Source organism: Pseudomonas sp. NDM, from assembly GCF_003105095.1.
Taxonomy (GTDB): Bacteria; Pseudomonadota; Gammaproteobacteria; order Pseudomonadales; family Pseudomonadaceae; genus Aquipseudomonas; species Aquipseudomonas moraviensis_A.
The window spans coordinates 1-17,973 of sequence record NZ_QETJ01000101.1; the positions used below are offsets into that span (position 1 = coordinate 1).

The following is a 17,973-nucleotide window of genomic DNA, read 5'->3' on the forward strand; positions in this document are numbered from 1 at the left end:
CCTGCTCGCGATAGCGGTGTATCAGGTAGAGAAGTAGTGACTGACACACCGCATCGCGAGCAGGCTCACTCCTACGGGGTTATGTGGTGAATCATCAAATCCAATACTGTCCAACCGCACCCCCGGTTCCCTGCACCGGATCTGTCTCAGGAAACGCCAGCCCCTCGATCCGCGCCAACTGCGCATCACTCGGCGCGGCCCGACAAATATCCGCCTGCTGCCCCGGCGGATACGCGCCCACCACCAGAAAATCCTCACTCGAACCCAGATTGCAGTGGCCAGTCCCGGCCGGCAGCAACAACACATCCCCGGCGCTGACGTCGACGACCTGCCCATTCGGCCCGCCCAGCATCAACCGCGCCTGACCGGCCGCCACGCCAAGCACTTCGTGGCCTTCGGTGTGGTAGTGGTGATAGTCATAAATTCCGTAGCGCCACTGCGCTGGCCAGCCGTTGGCGCCGAACATCTGCTCGAAACGCGCTGCGGGATCGTCGCCCTCGATGGTGATCGCGTGGCGATAGATCAGCACCGGCAGACGCGGATTGTTCGGCACCCAGTCATTGCGTTCGAGCAGCAAGGTTTGTACTTCAGTCATGGCGAATCCTCCTTCGATCATTTTTCAATCGACCGCAGGGCAGGGTGCTCGCCTCAAAAAATCGTTGCTGCGTAAACACGGGGCCAAAGTCCATGCCCGGACAATCCAGCGAAACTTCACCGCGAAGCGGGCTGTCCAGACCCTTACATGTCCATGCAGCAGCAAATGGCGAGGGTCAAGATGACGATGACAGTAGGTGATTTTCTGGTGGAACGGCTCAGCGAATGGGGCGTGACGCGAATTTTTGGCTATCCGGGCGATGGCATCAACGGCGTGTTCGGCGCCATGAGCCGGGCCAAAGGCAAGATCGAATTCGTCCAGGCACGGCACGAGGAAATGGCTGCGTTCATGGCCTCGGCCCATGCCAAGTTCACCGGCGAGCTGGGCGTGTGTATCGCCACGTCCGGCCCCGGCGCTTCGCACCTGATCACCGGCCTCTACGATGCGCGCATGGACCACATGCCGGTGCTCGCCATCGTCGGGCAGCAGGCGCGCACGGCGCTGGGCAGTCATTACCAGCAGGAACTGGACCTGGTGTCGATGTTCAAGGATGTGGCCGGTGCATTTGTGCAGCAGGCCTCGGCGCCGTCGCAGGTGCGCCATCTGCTCGATCGCGCGGTGCGAACTGCCGTCGGCGAGCGCCGCGTCACCGCGCTGATCCTGCCCAATGACTTGCAGGATCTGCCCTACGAACAACCGGCGCGCGCCCATGGCACAGCGCATTCCGGCGTCGGTTACAGCAAGCCGAAAGTCGTGCCTTATGAAAGCGATCTGCAACGCGCCGCCGAAGTGCTCAACAGTGGCGAGAAAGTTGCGATTCTGGTCGGTGCCGGCGCGCTGGAGGCGACTGATCAAGTGATCGCCGTGGCGGAAAAACTCGGCGCAGGTGTGGCCAAAGCGCTGCTGGGCAAAGCGGCGTTGCCCGACGAATTGCAGTGGGTCACCGGCAGCATCGGCCTGCTCGGCACCGAGCCCAGCTACAAGCTGATGAGCGAGTGCGACACCTTGTTGATGATCGGTTCGGGCTTCCCGTATTCCGAATTTCTGCCCAAGGAAGGCCAGGCGCGCGGCGTGCAGATCGATTTGCAACCGGACATGCTCAGCCTGCGTTATCCGATGGAGGTCAATCTGGTCGGTGATTCAGCGGAAACCCTCGCTGCGTTGCTGCCGCTGCTGGAACAGAAAACCTCGAACAAATGGCGCAAGAAGATCGAAGGCTGGCGCGGCAGTTGGGAGAAAACCCTGGAGAGACGCGCCATGGCCAAGGCCGATCCGGTCAACCCGCAACGGGTGGTCTACGAGCTGTCACCGCGCTTGCCTGATCAGGCAATCATCACCAGCGATTCCGGCTCCTGCGCCAACTGGTACGCCCGCGACCTGAAAATCCGCCGGGGCATGAAATGCTCTTTGTCCGGTGGCCTGGCCTCGATGGGGGCTGCGGTGCCGTATGCGATCGCGGCGAAATTCGCCTTTCCCGAGCGCCCGGTGATTGCCCTGGTCGGCGACGGCGCGATGCAGATGAACAACATGGCCGAGCTGATCACCGTCGCCAAATACTGGCGGCAGTGGCAGAGCCCGAAATGGATCTGCGCGGTGTTCAACAACGAAGACCTCAATCAGGTCACTTGGGAGCAGCGAGTGATGGAGGGCGATCCCAAGTTTGAAGCGTCGCAGAGCATTCCCGACGTGCCGTATCACTTGTTCGCGATTTCCATTGGCCTCAAGGGCATCTTCGTTGATCGCGAAGAAGACGTGGCGGCTGCGTGGGAGCAGGCGCTCGCCTCGGAAGTGCCGGTGCTGATCGAGTTCAAGACGGACCCGAACGTGCCGCCGCTGCCACCGCACATCAAGCTTGAGCAAGCGAAGAAATTCGCCACGACCCTGCTCAAGGGTGATCCGGACGAGGCCGGGGTGATCATGCAAACCGCCAAGCAGGTGCTTGGTTCCGTGTTGCCCGGCAAAAAATGACGGTGGGCGCTTGAACGAGCCTGTAATGTTCATCGGTTGTGCCGGCTGGAGCCTCGGTCGCGAGCACTGGCCGGCATTTCCTGCCGAGGGCACGCACTTGCAACGCTACGCCGCGCGCTGCAACTGTGTGGAGATCAACAGCTCGTTCTACCGCCCGCATCGACGCCAGACCTACGAGCGCTGGGCCGACTCGGTGCCACCGGACTTTCGCTTCGCCGTCAAAGTGCCGAAGCTCATCACCCATGAGCAACGGCTGGCGGACAGCGCGGCCGCGCTCGATGAGTTTCTCGGCCAGTGCGAAGGCTTGGGTGATCGCCTCGGCTGCCTGCTGGTACAACTGCCACCGAAACTGGCGTTCGATGCGCCGGTGGCCGAGGCTTTCTTCGGCGCCTTGCGCGAGCGTTTTCAAGGCAGCGTGGTGCTGGAACCGCGACACGAATCGTGGACTGACGCTGAGGCACTGCTGGTGGAGCTGCAGATTGCCCAGGCAGCGGTCGATCCGTCACGGATCAGCACCGACACCGCGCCGGGCGGCTGGCAGGGCCTGCAGTATTGGCGCTTGCATGGCTCGCCGCGGATTTATCACAGCGCTTATGACGCGGCTTGTCTGCGGCAGCTTGCTCAGACCCTGCAGAGTGCGAAAGCCGAAGGCAGAGACATCTGGTGCATCTTCGACAACACCGCCAGCGGCGCGGCCACGGCAGATGCGCTGGCTTTGAAGGCGTTGATCGAAGGCCGTTCACGCTGAAACAGCGACGCTTTCGCCACCCACACAAACCATCCGGCTACAGGTAAACTCCGCGCACTTTTTCAAGGAGTTCACATGAGTTACTACCAGCCGGGCATTCTCGCCACCCCTGTTCCTGCGCAAGCACGTCATCTGTTTTTCGCTCTGGCGTCGGTGGAAGCCTTGCCGCAAGCGATCGACAATCTGCTGATGCTGGTGGATGGCAAGTCGGCAGTGGTGGGCTTTGGTGAGTCGTTGACCAAGGCGCTGAACGTTGAGATCGCTGGCCTGCGCAGCTTCCCGGCCCTGACCGGCGTCGGCGTGGACAACCCGTCGACCCAGCATGCGTTGTGGGTCTGGTTGCACGGTGTCGACCGGGGTGAATTGCTCAATCGCAGCAATGCCATCGAAGCCGCGCTGGCCCCGGCCTTGCGCCTGGTGCAGATGCAGGAAGCCTTCCGCCACATGGAAGGCCACGACCTCACCGGTTACGAAGACGGCACGGAAAACCCCCATGACGACGCCGCTGTCGCCGCCGCGTTGCTGAGCACGGGCGCTGATGGGCTGGTCGGAGGCAGTTTCGCCGCGATCCAGCAGTGGCAGCACGATCTCAACGGCTTTCATCGCCTCACTGCTGGCGCCAAGGACGACATCATGGGGCGTCGCCTGAGCGATAACGAAGAAATCGACGACGCGCCGATCTCGGCCCACGTCAAACGCACCGCCCAGGAAAGCTTCGCCCCGGAAGCTTTCGTGGTGCGCCGCTCGATGCCATGGATCGAAGGCGACCGCGCCGGTTTGATGTTCCTCGCTTTCGGTTTTTCCCTCGATGCCTTCGAAGCACAACTGCGACGCATGAGCGGTCTGGAAGACGGAATCGCCGATGGTCTGTACCAGATCAGCCGACCGATCACCGGCGGCTACTACTGGTGCCCGCCGCTCGTGGACGGACGTCTTGATCTGCGTGCGCTGCGCATCGGCTGAGGATTGAGCAAAAGGGTAACGTCAAAAGATCGCAGCCTTCGGTAGCTCCTGCAGGGCAATCGCACTCAATCTGTAGGCGCTGCCGAAGGCTGCGATCTTTTGCATCTCAAGGGCGAATCTAAGGTTATGCCCAAACAATATTTCTCAAGCTTGTCATAACGTCTCTAAGATCACGTCATAACTCGTTATGACAAGTGATTTCGTGATGACCGATAACGTTCTCTCCCTCAGTAGCGTTCCGCTGCACACCCAGTTGCGCGATGTCCTGCGTGCGCGAATTCTCGATGGCGAATACCCGCAAGACAGTCAGATGCCTTCTGAAAGCGAGCTCGGTGCACTGTTCAAAGTCAGCCGCATCACCGTGCGCCAGGCCCTGGGCGATCTGCAAAAGGAAGGGCTGATCTTCAAGATCCATGGCAAGGGCACCTTCGTCGCCAAGCCGAAAACCTTTCAAAACGTCAGCAGCCTGCAAGGCCTTGCCGAGTCGATGACCGGGCGCGGCTACGAGGTGATCAACCGCCTGCGCAGCTTCAAATTCATCGCCGCTGACAAACGAGTCGCCGAGCGTCTGCAGGTGGCCGAAGGCGAGATCGTCGCGCAGATCAAGCGCGTACGGCTGATCAACCGCGAGCCGATCTCGCTGGAAATCACCTACCTGCCCAAAGCGCTCGGCGAGCGGCTGGAGAAGGCGGATCTGGTCACTCGCGACATCTTTCTGATTCTGGAAAACGACTGTGGCATCGCCCTCGGCCACGCCGATCTGGCCATCGACGCGGTGCTGGCCGATAGCGACCTGACCCAGGCACTCAACGTTGAAGCCGGCTCGCCGATCATGCGCATCGAGCGTTTGACCCACGACGCCCAGGGCCAGCCGCTGGACTTCGAACACCTTTATTACCGTGGCGATGCGTTCCAGTACCGCCTGCGGATCGACCGGCAGAAAGGGGAGCAGGCATGACCCGCAACGTTCTAGAACAGGAATACGACATCGTCGTGATTGGCGGTGGTACGGCCGGGCCGATGGCGGCGATCAAGGCCAAAGAGAAGAACCGCGATTTGCGCGTGTTGCTGGTCGACAAGGCCAACGTCAAACGCAGCGGCGCGATCAGCATGGGCATGGACGGCCTGAACAACGCGATCATCCCGGGGCATTCGACGCCGGAGCAGTACACCAAGGAAATCACCATCGCCAATGACGGCATCGTCAATCAGGCGGCGGTTTACGCCTACGCCACCCACAGTTTCGAAACCATCGAGCAGCTCGACCGGTGGGGGGTGAAGTTCGAGAAGGACGAAACCGGTGATTACGCGGTGAAAAAGGTCCACCACATGGGCGCCTATGTGTTGCCGATGCCGGAAGGGCACGACATCAAGAAGGTCCTGTATCGGCAGTTGAAACGCGCACGGGTGAGCATCACCAATCGTCTGGTCTGTACGCGTTTGCTGACTGACGAGGAGGGCGCGGTCAACGGTGTCATGGGCTTCGACTGCCGCACCGCCGATTTCCACGTGATCAAGGCCAAAGCGGTGATTCTTGCCTGCGGCGCGGCCGGACGCCTCGGTCTGCCGTCGTCGGGCTACCTGATGGGCACTTACGAAAACCCGACCAATGCGGGTGACGGCTACGCGATGGCCTATCACGCCGGCGCCGAACTGGCGAACCTCGAGTGCTTCCAGATCAACCCGCTGATCAAGGATTACAACGGCCCGGCCTGCGCCTACGTCACCGGCCCGCTGGGTGGCTACACCGCCAACAACAAGGGCGAACGCTTCATCGAGTGCGACTACTGGAGCGGGCAGATGATGTGGGAATTCCATCAGGAACTGGAAAGCGGCAACGGCCCGGTGTTTCTCAAGCTCGATCACCTGGCCGAGGAAACCATCCAGAACATCGAGGAAATCCTGCACAGCAACGAGCGCCCGAGCCGTGGCCAGTTCCACGCCAATCGTGGCACCGACTACCGCACGCAGATGGTCGAAATGCACATTTCGGAGATCGGTTTCTGCAGCGGTCACTCGGCGTCCGGCGTGTGGGTCAACGAGCGTGCCGAGACGTCGGTGAAGGGCTTGTACTCGGCCGGCGACATGGCTGCGGTGCCGCACAACTACATGCTTGGCGCGTTCACTTACGGCTGGTTCGCCGGGCACAACGCCGCGGAGTTTGTCGCCGACCGCGAGTTTTCCGCACTGGACGCCGAGCAGATCGCCAGGGAAAAAGCCCGGGTCTACGCGCCGCTCGATCGCGCAGAAGGCCTGCCGCCGGCGCAGGTCGAGTACAAGCTGCGGCGCTTCGTCAACGACTACCTGCAACCGCCGAAAGTGACCAAGAAGATGCAGATTGGTCTGCAACGTTTCAGCGACATCGAACGCGATCTCGAGCAGATGAAAGCCAACAACGCTCATGAATTGATGCGCGCGATGGAAACCAGCGTGATCCGCGACTGCGCCGAAATGGCCGCCCGCGCGTCGTTGTTCCGCGCCGAAAGCCGCTGGGGCCTGTACCACTATCGCGTCGACCATCCGCAACGCAACGATGCCGAATGGTTCTGCCATTGCCATCTGAAGAAGGGCGAGGACGGCCGCATGAGCAGTTTCAAGAAAGCTGTCGAGCCTTACATCATCCCGCTCGACGCCGAGGAAATGCAGGCCTACGACCGCCTGCGGGTCGGCGCTTTCGCCGCTTGAAGCATCATTTTTCAGAGAGTCCGAACCATGGCTTATCAAGCTCAGGAAATCTTCTTCCGCTCCAACGCCCCGGTCACCGTGGACGAGGACAAATGCATCGCCGAAAAGGGCTGCACCGTGTGTGTCGACGTCTGCCCGATGGACCTGCTGGCGATCAACCCGGCCACGCAAAAGGCCTACATGGCCTTCGATGAATGCTGGTACTGCATGCCGTGCGAGAAGGATTGCCCGACGGGGGCCGTCAAAGTCGAAATCCCCTATCTCCTGCGTTGAAACGCTTTCCCCTGTAGGAGTGAGCCTGCTCGCGATAGCGGTGGGTCAGATGTAGATGTGTTAGCTGACACACCGCTATCGCGAGCAGGCTCACTCCTACATTTGGAACTGTGACAAACCAAAGCCATCCGGAAACCCCGGACGCTCGATTCACCGAAAACCCCTCGTTTCCCACCGCGCCCTGATCGCGGCGGAGACGAATTTCAAACCAATGATTCGAGGGGAAACACTCATGTTGCGTGCAGCACTTGCCGGTCTGGTACTGGCTTCGTTGACCTTGTCGGCCTCGGCCGAAACGATCCGCATCGCCATCGGCACCCAGGACACCACCATCAATTGCGCCGCCGGCGGGCTGTTGATCCGTGAACTCGGTCTGCTGGAAAAATACCTGCCCCACGACGGCGCCTACAAAGACGCGAAGTACGACGTGCAGTGGAAGAACTTCACCAGTGGCGCGCCGCTGACCAACGAGATGGTCGCGGGCAAACTCGACTTCGGCGCCATGGCTGATTTCCCCGGTGCGTTCAATGGTGTGGCGTTCGAAACGGCGGGCAAGCACAGCCTGTTCATCAGCGTGCTGTCGGGCAGCATCAAGGGCAGCGGCAACGGCATCGTCGTGCCGAGCGCCTCGGCCGTGCAGAGCCTGAGTGAACTCAAGGGCAAGACCATTTCCGTGCCATTCGCCTCGACGGCCCACGGCATGTTGCTGCGCGCCGTGGCAGAGCAGGGCTGGGACCCGCTCAAGGATGTCAACATCATCGCCCAGCCACCGGAAGTCGCCGGCTCCGCGCTGCAAGCCGGGAAGATCGATGCACACGCCGATTTCGTGCCGTTCGCCGAACTGTTCCCGAGCCGTGGTTTCGCCCGCAAGATCTACGACGGCGCCCAGGCCAACGCGCCGACCTTCCATGGCGCGCTGGTGGATCAGGCCTATGCGAAAAAGTACCCGGAAATTGTCGTCGCCTACCTGCGCGCCAGCATCGAAGCCAATCAACTGCTCGCCGCCGAGCCGGAGAAGTACAGCGAGCTGATCGCCAAAGTCACCGGCGTCGATGCCGAGGTCAACTACCTGTTCCACGGCCCGCTGGGCGTGCAGACCCGCGACCTGAGCTGGAAACCTGAATATCGTCAGGCCGTCGGCACCGCCATCGACACGTTGAAGCTGCTGAAGAAAGCCGATCGCGGGCTTGATCTGAATACTTTCATCGACGACCAGTACATCCGCGCCGCTTTCAAGGCCTCGAACCTCGATTACACCGCGCAACTGGCCAACTACGCGCAGACGCCTTTACCGGGTGTGGATGCGGCGACGGGCAAGGCCATCACCGACGTTAGCCATGTCGCTGAGATCTGGGTGCGCGGTGAGGAAAAAGTCCGCCGTTACGGCTCGGCTGAATCGGCGTTCACCGCCCTGGCTGCGCTCAAGCAGGAGGGCAAGAACATTCGTGCGGTGTATGCGCAGGCCAGTGACAGCGGGATCAAGTTGCTCGCTGAACAAGCCTGGTTTGCCAGCGATGCCAAGGGCCGCCTCAGCGCATTTCTGCTCAAGGGCCAGGCCCAGCAATACGCCACGGCGCAGGGCGGCAAGGTGTTCGATTTCAGCGATGCCACTGCGCAAGCCGTCGCTGCGCGCTGAAGATCAAAAGCCCCTCACCCTCACCCTAACCCTCTCCCGGAGGGAGAGGGGACTGACCGAGTTGTTTGTGAGAGATACGCCGACGTGAAATACCGAGTCGAACTCAGGTTTTGAAAAGCACGCAGGTCGGCTCCCTTTCCCCCTCGCCCCCTTGGGGGCGGTCCGACGTTTCGGGAGGGCTGGGGTGAGGGGGTAGATTTCAGCCATCACACAGATCCGCAAGCGGAAATGCCACTCATGAAAACACTACGCTGGGCACCAAGAATCAGCTCCCTGTTGCTCTGCCTGCTCTTCTGGCAACTCGCCGCCAGCCATCACTGGAACCTCGGCCTGGTGACCTTCGCCAACGTGCCGACGCCACTGGCGGTGATCGAAGCCGCGCTGGGCCTGGGCGACTCCGGCAAACTCTGGCAGCACTTGAGCAGCAGTCTCGGTCGCGTCTTTGCCGGCTACCTCGCCGCATTGCTGATCGGCATCGCTCTGGGGCTGGCCATCGGTCGTTCGAAGTGGGCCGAAGACATCCTGCTGCCGCCACTGGAAGTCCTCCGCCCGATCCCCGCCGTAGCCTGGATTCCGCTGGCGATCCTGATGTTTCCGTCCTCGGAGTTGTCGATGGTCTTCATCACTTTCACCGGCGCGCTGTTCCCGATCCTGCTCAACACCGTGCACGGCGTCGAAGGCGTCGATCCACGTCTGATTGCCTCGGCGAAGAGCCTCGGAGCAGGGCGCGGGGCGATTCTGCTGGAAGTGATCCTGCCGGGCGCTGCGCCGAGCATCATCACTGGCCTGGCGATCGGCATGGGCACTTCGTGGTTCTGTCTGGTGACGGCGGAAATGATCTCCGGGCAGTTCGGTATCGGTTATTACACCTGGGAGTCCTACACCATTCAGAACTACGCCGACATTGTCGTCGGCATGCTCCTGATCGGCGTGTTGGGCATGGGCAGCAGTTGGCTGATCAAACGCCTGGGCGGCTTGTTCACGCCCTGGCATCGACCGCGAGGCAAAGCCTGATGAGCGTGATGCAAACCCCGGAAGGGCGGATCGACATCCGCCAGTTGTCCATCGTCCTCGGCCAGGGCCGCGAAGCCTTCGAAGCAGTGCAGGGCCTCGATTGCCAGATCGAACCCGGTCAGTTCGTCTGCATCCTCGGCCCGTCCGGTTGCGGCAAGTCGACCTTGCTCGGCGCCCTGGCGGGCCACTTGAATGCCAGGACCGGCAGCCTGAAAGTCGACGGCAGTGAAGTGGCCGGCCCGTCACCGCAGCGCGGCATGGTGTTCCAGCATCACACGCTGTTCCCGTGGCGCACGGTGCGCGACAACGTCGCCTTCGGCCTGAAGATGCGCGGCGTCGGCAAGGCTGAGCGGCATCGCGCCGCTGACGACATGCTCAAGCTGGTTGGGCTCGAAGACTTTGCCGAACGCTGGCCGGATCAGCTCTCTGGTGGCATGCAGCAACGGGTCGAGATTGCCCGGGTGCTGGTCAATCGCCCGCGTCTGTTGCTCATGGACGAGCCGTTCGGTGCGCTGGATGCGCTGACCCGCTTGAACATGCAGGAATTGCTGCTGGACATCTGGACGCGCATCCGCACCACCGTGGTCTTCGTTACCCATGACATCGACGAGGCGCTGTTTCTTGCCGATCGCTTGCTGGTGATGAGCGCGCGACCGGGGCGGATCATCGAAGACTTGCGTCTGGACTTTCCACGCCCGCGCACCAGTGAACTGGTGACCAGCCCCGAGTTCGCCCGCCTCAAACGCCACTGCCTCGACCTGCTGCGCCACGACAACGACCGACCGCTGCCGCGCCTCAATCCGCTCGGTCTGCCTCCTGAAAACCCTTTGCCGCGATTTGCCCTATGACCTCTATTTTTGCTGTGACCGATAACGAAGACATCCTCGCCCTGCAACCGCGCCTGACGGCGGAAGACGCCGGCGTGCGGCGCATTGCCCTGATTGATCTGGCCGATCTCGAAGAACCGGATGGCTTGCTCTGGCTGGTCGATCGACTACGCCAGGATCCCGCTGAGGATGTTCGGGCTGAAGCTGCGCGATTGCTTGAAGCGTGGGAAGACGAAGCGGTCGTGCAAGCCTTGTGCGAAGCGCTAACGGATCCGTCGCCCGCCGTACAGTCGGCGGCCGCGCAGAGTCTGAGCCTGCTCAAGACTGCAGCGGCAGGTCGGGTGATTCTGCCGTGGACCGCCCATGCCGACGTCAGTGTGCGTATCGCTGCATTTCGGGCGTTACGAGAATTGCGCTTCGCCGAGGCCGCGCCGGCTGCCCTCGCAGCGTTGGGTGATGCCGATGCCAGTGTCCGTCGCGAAGCGGTCGGGGTACTCGGCTGGCTCAAACAGCTCGACGCACTGCCAGCCTTGGCCTGCCTGGCCAGCGACGATCCGGACACCGAAGTGCGTCGCGCCGCCACCGGTGCGCTCGGTCTGGCCAGCGGCGTCGATGTGCTGCCGGCGCTGCGCCAGGCCTTGCATGATCATGCCTGGCAAGTACGCGAAGAAGCCGCGACCACGCTGGGCAAGGTCGGCCACAGCGACGCCGGCCCGGCTTTGGTCGAAGCGCTGAGCGATGACTATTGGCAAGTGCGGCTGCGCGCCACCCGCAGCCTCGGTCGACTGCGCTTCGTCCCGGCGCTGGACGCGCTGATTGATACTCTCGGCCACCGCATCAGCAACCTGCGCAAAGAGGCCGCGCTGGCTCTTGGAGAGTTGAACGAACGCGGCGCCGTGGCCGCGTTGCAGGCAGCGCAGGACGACGGCGACCCGGAAGTGCGCAAAGCCGTGCGCATCGCATTGAGTCAGTTGCAATGAACCCGTTGTCGGTGGGCAACTCGCAGAGTGCGCGCACGTTGCGGCTGAGTTGGCCGGACGGGCGCGCATCGTTGCTCAAGCACGCCGATCTGCGCCGGCAATGCCCGTGCTCGCAATGCCGCGCGTTTCGCCTGCGCGGCATCACGCCGCTGGTTGATGATCGCGTACGCCTGATCGAACTCAACCCGCAGGGGTATGGCGTGCAACTGGTGTTCAGCGATGGGCATCAACGCGGGATTTACCCGTGGGAGTATCTGGCGCAGCTTGATTCTTCGCCTCCCCGCATTCTTACAGAGACATGAGGATTCTGTAGGAGCTGACGAGTGAAACGAGGCTGCGATCTTTTGACTTTGACTTTGACTTTTAAAAGCAAGATCAAAAGATCGCAGCCTTCGGCAGCTCCTACGCCGACTGGCGGTTCTTGTCATAAAATTCCCGCAGGAGTACAAATGTACTCCATGACAAACCTGACTCCCCGCCGTACCGCCATTCTGACCTTTATCCGCGATCGCATCGCCGAGCACGGTCAGCCCCCAAGCCTCGCTGAAATCAGCGAGGCGTTTGGTTTTGCCTCGCGCAGCGTGGCGCGCAAGCATGTGCTGGCGCTCACCGAAGCCGGTTTCATCGAGGTCAATCCGCATCAGGCCCGCGGCATTCGCCTGCTGGGGCAACCGCCGCGTCCGGAGCTGCTGGAGATCCCCGTGCTCGGTCGCGTGGCCGCCGGCGCGCCGATTGGCGCGGATGCCGATATCCATAACCGTTTGCTGCTCGACCCGGCACTGTTCTCCCGCACCCCGGATTACATGCTACGGGTGCAGGGCGACTCGATGATCGAAGACGGCATCCTCGACGGTGATCTGGTCGGGGTGCGGCGCAATCCTGAGGCGCTCAACGGCCAGATCGTCGTTGCGCGTCTGGACGGTGAAGTCACCATCAAACGCTTCGAGCGGATCGGTGATGAAGTGCGCCTGTTGCCGCGCAACCCGGCCTATCAGCCGATTGTTGTGCGTGATGGTCAGGATCTGGCCATCGAAGGCGTGTTCTGTGGTCTGGTGAGGCAAGGCTGATGGGCGCCGTCGTTGAACTGGATACGCTGTTCAATGGCGGCCAGGTCTGGCGCGGCCGGCCTGCGCCACCGGCGGCGAGCCCGCAGCCGACCGGGCATGCGGCATTGGACGCGGCTCTGCCCAGCGGCGGCTGGCCGGAAGCGGCGCTGAGCGAAATCCTCCTCGCCGGCCCCGGTGTCGGTGAACTGCAACTGGTCTGGCCGACCCTGGCGCGATTGTCGGCGGCGGGTGAGCGCATCGTGCTGGTGGCACCGCCATTTGTGCCGTACCCGCAGGCCTGGGCCAATGCCGGGGTTGATCTGCGCCAGTTGTCGGTGATTCAGGCCAGCGAACGCGATGCCTTGTGGGCGGCGGAGCAGTGCTTGCGCTCGGGCAGTTGCGGTGCAGTGCTGTGCTGGCCGAACAAGGCCGATGACCGTGCGCTGCGGCGTTTGCAGGTGGCGGCGGAAACCGGCCAGACCCTGGCCTTTGCCTGGCGCCCGTTGAGCGAAGCGGTCAACCCCTCACCAGCAGCGTTACGGATTGCCATCGATGCCAGACCGGCGCAGTTACGGGTGCTCAAGTGCCGTGGCGGGCTGGCGCGTGCGGCGCCGATTGCCTTTGCCGTGGGGCACTGATCGTCATGCGCTGGGTATGTATTCTGTTTCCGCAATTGGCCCTCGACGCCGTGCTGCGTCAGAGGCCCGATCCTGATGAGCCGTTGGTGCTGCTCAGCGGCCCGGCCCAGCGCAGGGTGCTGCAAGCGGTGAATCCGGCGGCGCGTAAACTCGGCCTGCGCCCTGGCATGTCGATGACTGCCGCGCAAGCCATGTGCAAAGGCTTTGCCACCGCCGATTACGAGGTAGCCGAGGTCGAACACTGGCAGCAGTTTCTTGCTGCGTGGGCCTATCGCTTCAGCGCGCAGGTCAGCGTGCATTACCCACGCACCGTGGTGTTCGAGATTGAATCGAGCCTCGGCCTGTTCGGCACCTGGCCGCAATTCGAAGCTCGCCTGCGCCAAGAGTTGCAAGACCTGGGCTTTCGGCACCGTATCGTCGCGGCGCCGAACCCGGTGGCCGCGCGGGTGCTGGCCAATGCTTACGATGGCCTGGTGGTGCCGGACGGCGAAGCCTTGCAGCATCACCTCGGGCAATTGCCTGTCGACCGTGTCGGCCTGGAACCCAATGTCGCTACGGCGTTGTCGCGCATGGGCCTGCGCAATCTCAGTCAGGTACAAAGCCTGCCACGTCAGGCACTGGCCCGACGTTTCGAGGCGCAGATGCTCAAACACCTCGACACGCTGTTCGGCGCACGCCCTCTGGCGCTGGCGTTCTATCTGCCGCCAGACCGTTTCGATATCCGCATCGAACTGAATTTCGACGTGCAATCCCATCAGGCCTTGCTGTTTCCGTTACGACGCCTGACCGGCGATCTGTCGGCATTCCTTTGCGGGCGCGACAGTGGCGTGCAGCGTTTCGATTTGCATCTGGAACACGCAGGGCTGCCGGACACGGTGATCAAGGTCGGTCTGCTCAGTGCCGAACGTGATGCGGCAATGCTCTTCGAGTTGGCCCGTGGGCGACTCGAACACGTGCAGGTCGAGGCGCCGGTACGGGGTTTTCGCTTGCGCGCCGAAGACCTGCCGAGTTTCGTGCCGCAGTATCAGGAGCTGTTCGACGACCGCCCGCAGCAGACTTTGCCCTGGGAACAATTGCGCGAACGCCTGCGCGCACGGCTGGGTGATGATGCCGTGCAGGGGTTGCGCTTTCAGGCCGATCATCGCCCCGAGTGCGCATGGCAGAACGCCGTCGATAAACAGCCTTGCACAGGTTTGCCCAGCGTCCAGCGTCCCGGCTGGCTGCTCAACGAACTGCAAAGCGTGCCGGAAGGTTCGGCGCGGATTCTCATGGGGCCGGAACGCATCGAATCCGGTTGGTGGGACGGTGGCGACGTGCGGCGTGATTATTACCTGATCCAGAACCGCGCCGGTCAACAAGGCTGGGCCTGGCGCGCCGTGGGTGAGGGCGGTCCGCTGTGGCTGCAGGGCTGGTTCGCATGAACACCGGATATGCCGAACTGCATTGCCTGTCGAACTTCAGTTTCCAGCGTGGTGCCTCGAGTGCACTGGAGCTGTTTCAATGGGCGAAAAAGCAGGGTTATCAGGCGCTGGCGATCACCGATGAATGCACCCTGGCCGGGATCGTCCGCGCATGGCAAGCGGCAAAGTCCGTCGAATTGCCGCTGATCATCGGCAGCGAGATGCGCATCGACAACGGACCGAAACTGGTGCTGCTGGTGGAGAACCTTGCCGGTTATCAGGCCCTGTGCGGTTTGATCACCCGCGCCCGGCGACGTACGCAGAAAGGCCAGTATCAGGTACTGCGTGAAGACTTCGACCAAGCGCTGCCGGGGTTGCTGGTGGTGTGGGTGCCGGATTCGGCGGATGACCTGGAAGAGGGCCGCTGGCTGAAACAGACTTTCGGCGAACGCCTGTGGCTGGCGGTGCAACTGCATTGCGGGCAGAACGACCAACAGCGGTTGGCAGCACTATCGGGGCTGGCGAATGAGCTGCAGATTCCAGCGCTGGCCAGCGGCGATGTGCACATGCACGCCCGGGGCCGCCGCGCCTTGCAGGACACCATGACCGCCATTCGTCATCACGTCCCGGTGGCCGAAGCGGGTTTGCGTCTGCACCCCAATGGCGAGCGGCATCTGCGCTGTCTCGATGTGCTGCGCGAGTTGTATCCGCCGGCCTTGCTCGAGGAATCGGTCAAACTGGCCCGACGCTGCACCTTCGATCTGAGCGAACTGCGCTATCAATATCCGAAAGAGCTGGTGCCCGAGGGCCACAGTGCCAGTTCCTGGTTGCGGCAACTGACCGAGGAGGGCATCGCCTGGCGCTGGCCGGAAGGGCCTCAGGCCAAGGTGCTCAAGCAGATTGACGACGAACTGCAACTGATCGCCGAACTCGGCTACGAAAGCTACTTCCTCACCGTGCACGACGTGGTGCGCTTTGCCCGCACGCAGAAAATCCTCTGCCAGGGCCGCGGTTCGGCAGCCAATTCGGCGGTGTGTTTTGCCCTGGGCATCACCGAGATCGATCCGGATCGCACCACGCTGCTGTTCGAGCGCTTCATGTCCAGGGAGCGCAACGAGCCGCCGGATATCGACGTCGATTTCGAGCACGAGCGCCGCGAAGAAGTCCTGCAATACGTGTTCAACCGTTACGGTCGGCAGCGCGCTGCGCTGACGGCGGTGGTCAGCACCTACCATGCCACCGGCGCCGTGCGCGATGTGGCCAAAGCTCTGGGCCTGCCGCCGGATCAGATCAATGCGCTGGCCGATTGCTGCGGCCGCTGGAGTGATGAAACGCCACCGCTGGAGCGCTTGCGCGAGGGTGGCTTCGACCCGGACAGTCCGGTGCTGCGCCGGGTGTTGAGCCTGACCGGGCAACTGATCGGCTTCCCCCGGCACCTGTCGCAGCACCCTGGCGGTTTCGTGATTTCCGAGCAGCCGCTGGACACCCTGGTGCCGGTCGAAAACGCAGCCATGGCCGATCGCACCATCATCCAATGGGACAAGGACGACCTCGATGCGGTCGGCCTGCTCAAGGTGGATATCCTCGCCTTGGGCATGCTCAGTGCCATCCGTCGTTGTTTCGACCTGCTGCGCCGGCATCGCGAACTGGATCTGACGCTCGCGACGATCCCGCCCGAAGACAAACCGACCTACGCAATGATCAGCCGCGCCGATACCGTCGGCGTGTTCCAGATCGAGTCGCGCGCGCAGATGTCGATGCTGCCGCGCCTGAAACCGCAGACGTTCTACGATCTGGTGATCGAAGTGGCGATCGTCCGGCCGGGGCCGATTCAGGGCGGCATGGTGCATCCGTATCTGCGCCGGCGTAATAACGAGGAGGCGGAAACCTATCCGTCGCCGGCGCTCGAAGTCGTGCTGAAAAGAACCCTGGGCGTGCCGCTGTTTCAGGAGCAGGTCATGCAGATCGCCATCGTCGCTGCCGACTACAGCCCCGGCGAGGCCGATGAGCTGCGTCGTTCCATGGCTGCGTGGAAGCGCCATGGCGGACTGGAACCGCACAAGGAACGTCTGGCAGCCGGCATGAAAAAGAACGGCTACACCCCGGAATTCGCCGCGCAGATCTTCGAGCAGATCAAAGGCTTCGGCAGTTACGGCTTCCCCGAATCCCACGCCGCCAGTTTCGCCTTGCTGACCTACGCCAGTTGCTGGCTCAAATGCCACGAGCCGGCGGCGTTTGCCTGTGCGTTGATCAACAGTTGGCCGATGGGCTTTTACAGCCCTGATCAGATTCTGCAGGACGCGCGCCGGCACCAATTGCAGATCCGCCCGGTGGATGTGCGGGCCAGCGATTGGGATTGCAGCCTCGAGCCGCTGAGTGCCGGGCAACCGGCGATTCGCATGGGCCTGCGCATGATCAAAGGCTTTCGCGAAGAGGACGCCCGGCGCATTGAAAGCGCGCGCCGCCACGGAGCCTTTGCCGATGTCGCGGATCTGGGCGAACGCGCCGCCCTCGACAGCCGTGCGCAAGCCTTGCTGGCGGACTCCGGCGCCTTGCGCGGTCTGGCCGGGCACCGCCATCGTGCGCGCTGGGAGGTGGCCGGGGTGCAGAAACAACTCGGCCTGTTCGCCGGACTGCCCAACGAAGAAGAAGACAAAATCGTCCTGCCCAAACCCAGCGTTGGTGAAGACCTGCATGCCGATTACGCCACGGTGGGCACCACACTGGGGCCGCATCCGCTGGCGTTATTGCGTGGCGAGTTGCAGGCGCGGCGCTGCCGCAGCTCGCGGGAATTGCTGGATATTGAACATGGCCGGCCGGTCAGCGTGGCCGGGCTGGTCACCGGCCGGCAGCGCCCCGGCACGGCCAGCGGGGTGACGTTCGTAACCCTGGAAGACGAGTTCGGCAACGTCAATGTGGTGGTCTGGCGTGATCTGGCCGAGCGTCAGCGACAGGTGCTGGTCGGTTCGCAATTGCTCAAGGTCGATGGCCGCTGGGAACGCGAAGGCGATGTGCGCCACCTGATCGCCGGGCGCATGAGCGACCTCAGCCCACTGCTCAATGGCATTCACGTGCAGAGCCGGGATTTCCACTGATTCCAGGCACCCAAGCCAAACCTCAACCCCCTGCAGGAGCGAGCCTGCTCGAGAAAGCGGTCAACCAGTCAGAGAGAATTAGCCTGATACGCATCTTTCGCGAGC

The 17,973-nt window shown here is 62.5% G+C and carries 16 protein-coding genes; 15 read left to right on the top strand and 1 reads right to left on the bottom strand.

Translation table 11 applies throughout. The features are described from left to right. Positions 1-94 precede the first annotated feature (94 nt). Positions 95-595, bottom strand: coding sequence for a cupin (locus DCO47_RS18550; protein ID WP_116658642.1), 501 nt, complete (start codon positions 593-595; stop codon positions 95-97). Between the two features lie 180 nt (positions 596-775). On the opposite strand from DCO47_RS18550, the gene DCO47_RS18555 reads away from it, so the two are divergent. From DCO47_RS18555 to DCO47_RS18630, 15 genes are all read left to right on the top strand, one after another. Next, positions 776-2,563 (top strand): thiamine pyrophosphate-requiring protein, encoded by a 1,788-nt coding sequence (locus DCO47_RS18555; protein WP_116658649.1) that lies wholly within the window; start codon positions 776-778, stop codon positions 2,561-2,563. A 25-nt stretch (positions 2,564-2,588) separates the two neighbouring features. Then, positions 2,589-3,311, top strand: a complete 723-nt coding sequence (locus tag DCO47_RS18560; RefSeq protein WP_116658643.1) for a DUF72 domain-containing protein — start codon at positions 2,589-2,591, stop codon at positions 3,309-3,311. 75 nt (positions 3,312-3,386) lie between these two features. After that, positions 3,387-4,274, top strand: a complete 888-nt coding sequence (locus DCO47_RS18565; protein ID WP_116658644.1) for a Dyp-type peroxidase — start codon at positions 3,387-3,389, stop codon at positions 4,272-4,274. Positions 4,275-4,479: 205 nt separating this feature from the next. Next, positions 4,480-5,232 (top strand): GntR family transcriptional regulator, encoded by a 753-nt coding sequence (locus DCO47_RS18570; protein ID WP_064361813.1) that lies wholly within the window; start codon positions 4,480-4,482, stop codon positions 5,230-5,232. Continuing rightward, positions 5,229-6,959, top strand: coding sequence for a fumarate reductase/succinate dehydrogenase flavoprotein subunit (locus DCO47_RS18575; RefSeq protein ID WP_116658645.1), 1,731 nt, complete (start codon positions 5,229-5,231; stop codon positions 6,957-6,959). Before DCO47_RS18570 ends, DCO47_RS18575 begins: the two co-directional genes overlap by 4 nt. Before the next feature lie 27 nt (positions 6,960-6,986). Beyond that, positions 6,987-7,232 carry a ferredoxin family protein gene (locus DCO47_RS18580; protein ID WP_007959413.1) on the top strand — a complete coding sequence of 82 codons (246 nt, stop codon included), beginning with the start codon at positions 6,987-6,989 and terminating at the stop codon, positions 7,230-7,232. Positions 7,233-7,443: 211 nt separating this feature from the next. Continuing rightward, positions 7,444-8,868: an ABC transporter substrate-binding protein gene (locus tag DCO47_RS18590; RefSeq protein ID WP_173867334.1), complete on the top strand. Its 1,425-nt coding sequence runs from the start codon at positions 7,444-7,446 to the stop codon at positions 8,866-8,868. A 237-nt stretch (positions 8,869-9,105) separates the two neighbouring features. Further along, on the top strand, positions 9,106-9,882 hold the full coding sequence (locus tag DCO47_RS18595) for an ABC transporter permease (RefSeq protein ID WP_064361810.1): 777 nt from the start codon (positions 9,106-9,108) through the stop codon (positions 9,880-9,882). After that, positions 9,882-10,730, top strand: coding sequence for an ABC transporter ATP-binding protein (locus DCO47_RS18600; RefSeq protein ID WP_083352945.1), 849 nt, complete (start codon positions 9,882-9,884; stop codon positions 10,728-10,730). The genes DCO47_RS18595 and DCO47_RS18600 overlap by 1 nt, the downstream gene beginning before the upstream one ends. Then, entirely contained in the window at positions 10,727-11,689 is a 963-nt protein-coding gene (locus DCO47_RS18605; RefSeq protein WP_064361808.1) for a HEAT repeat domain-containing protein, read from the top strand. The genes DCO47_RS18600 and DCO47_RS18605 overlap by 4 nt, the downstream gene beginning before the upstream one ends. Continuing rightward, on the top strand, positions 11,686-11,991 hold the full coding sequence (locus DCO47_RS18610; protein WP_064361807.1) for a DUF971 domain-containing protein: 306 nt from the start codon (positions 11,686-11,688) through the stop codon (positions 11,989-11,991). Before DCO47_RS18605 ends, DCO47_RS18610 begins: the two co-directional genes overlap by 4 nt. 147 nt (positions 11,992-12,138) lie before the next feature. Then, a complete protein-coding gene (gene lexA / locus DCO47_RS18615; protein ID WP_116658646.1) occupies positions 12,139-12,756 on the top strand; it encodes a transcriptional repressor LexA in 618 nt (205 codons plus the stop codon). Further along, positions 12,756-13,373 carry a translesion DNA synthesis-associated protein ImuA gene (gene imuA, locus DCO47_RS18620; RefSeq protein WP_116658647.1) on the top strand — a complete coding sequence of 206 codons (618 nt, stop codon included), beginning with the start codon at positions 12,756-12,758 and terminating at the stop codon, positions 13,371-13,373. The genes lexA and imuA overlap by 1 nt, the downstream gene beginning before the upstream one ends. 5 nt (positions 13,374-13,378) lie before the next feature. Next, the gene (locus DCO47_RS18625) at positions 13,379-14,794 is read left to right on the top strand and encodes a DNA polymerase Y family protein (RefSeq protein ID WP_083352942.1); all 1,416 of its coding nucleotides are present in this window, start codon (positions 13,379-13,381) and stop codon (positions 14,792-14,794) included. Next, complete coding sequence (locus DCO47_RS18630) at positions 14,770-17,868, top strand: error-prone DNA polymerase (protein WP_218279820.1); 3,099 nt, start codon at positions 14,770-14,772, stop codon at positions 17,866-17,868. Before DCO47_RS18625 ends, DCO47_RS18630 begins: the two co-directional genes overlap by 25 nt. Positions 17,869-17,973: the final 105 nt, after the last annotated feature.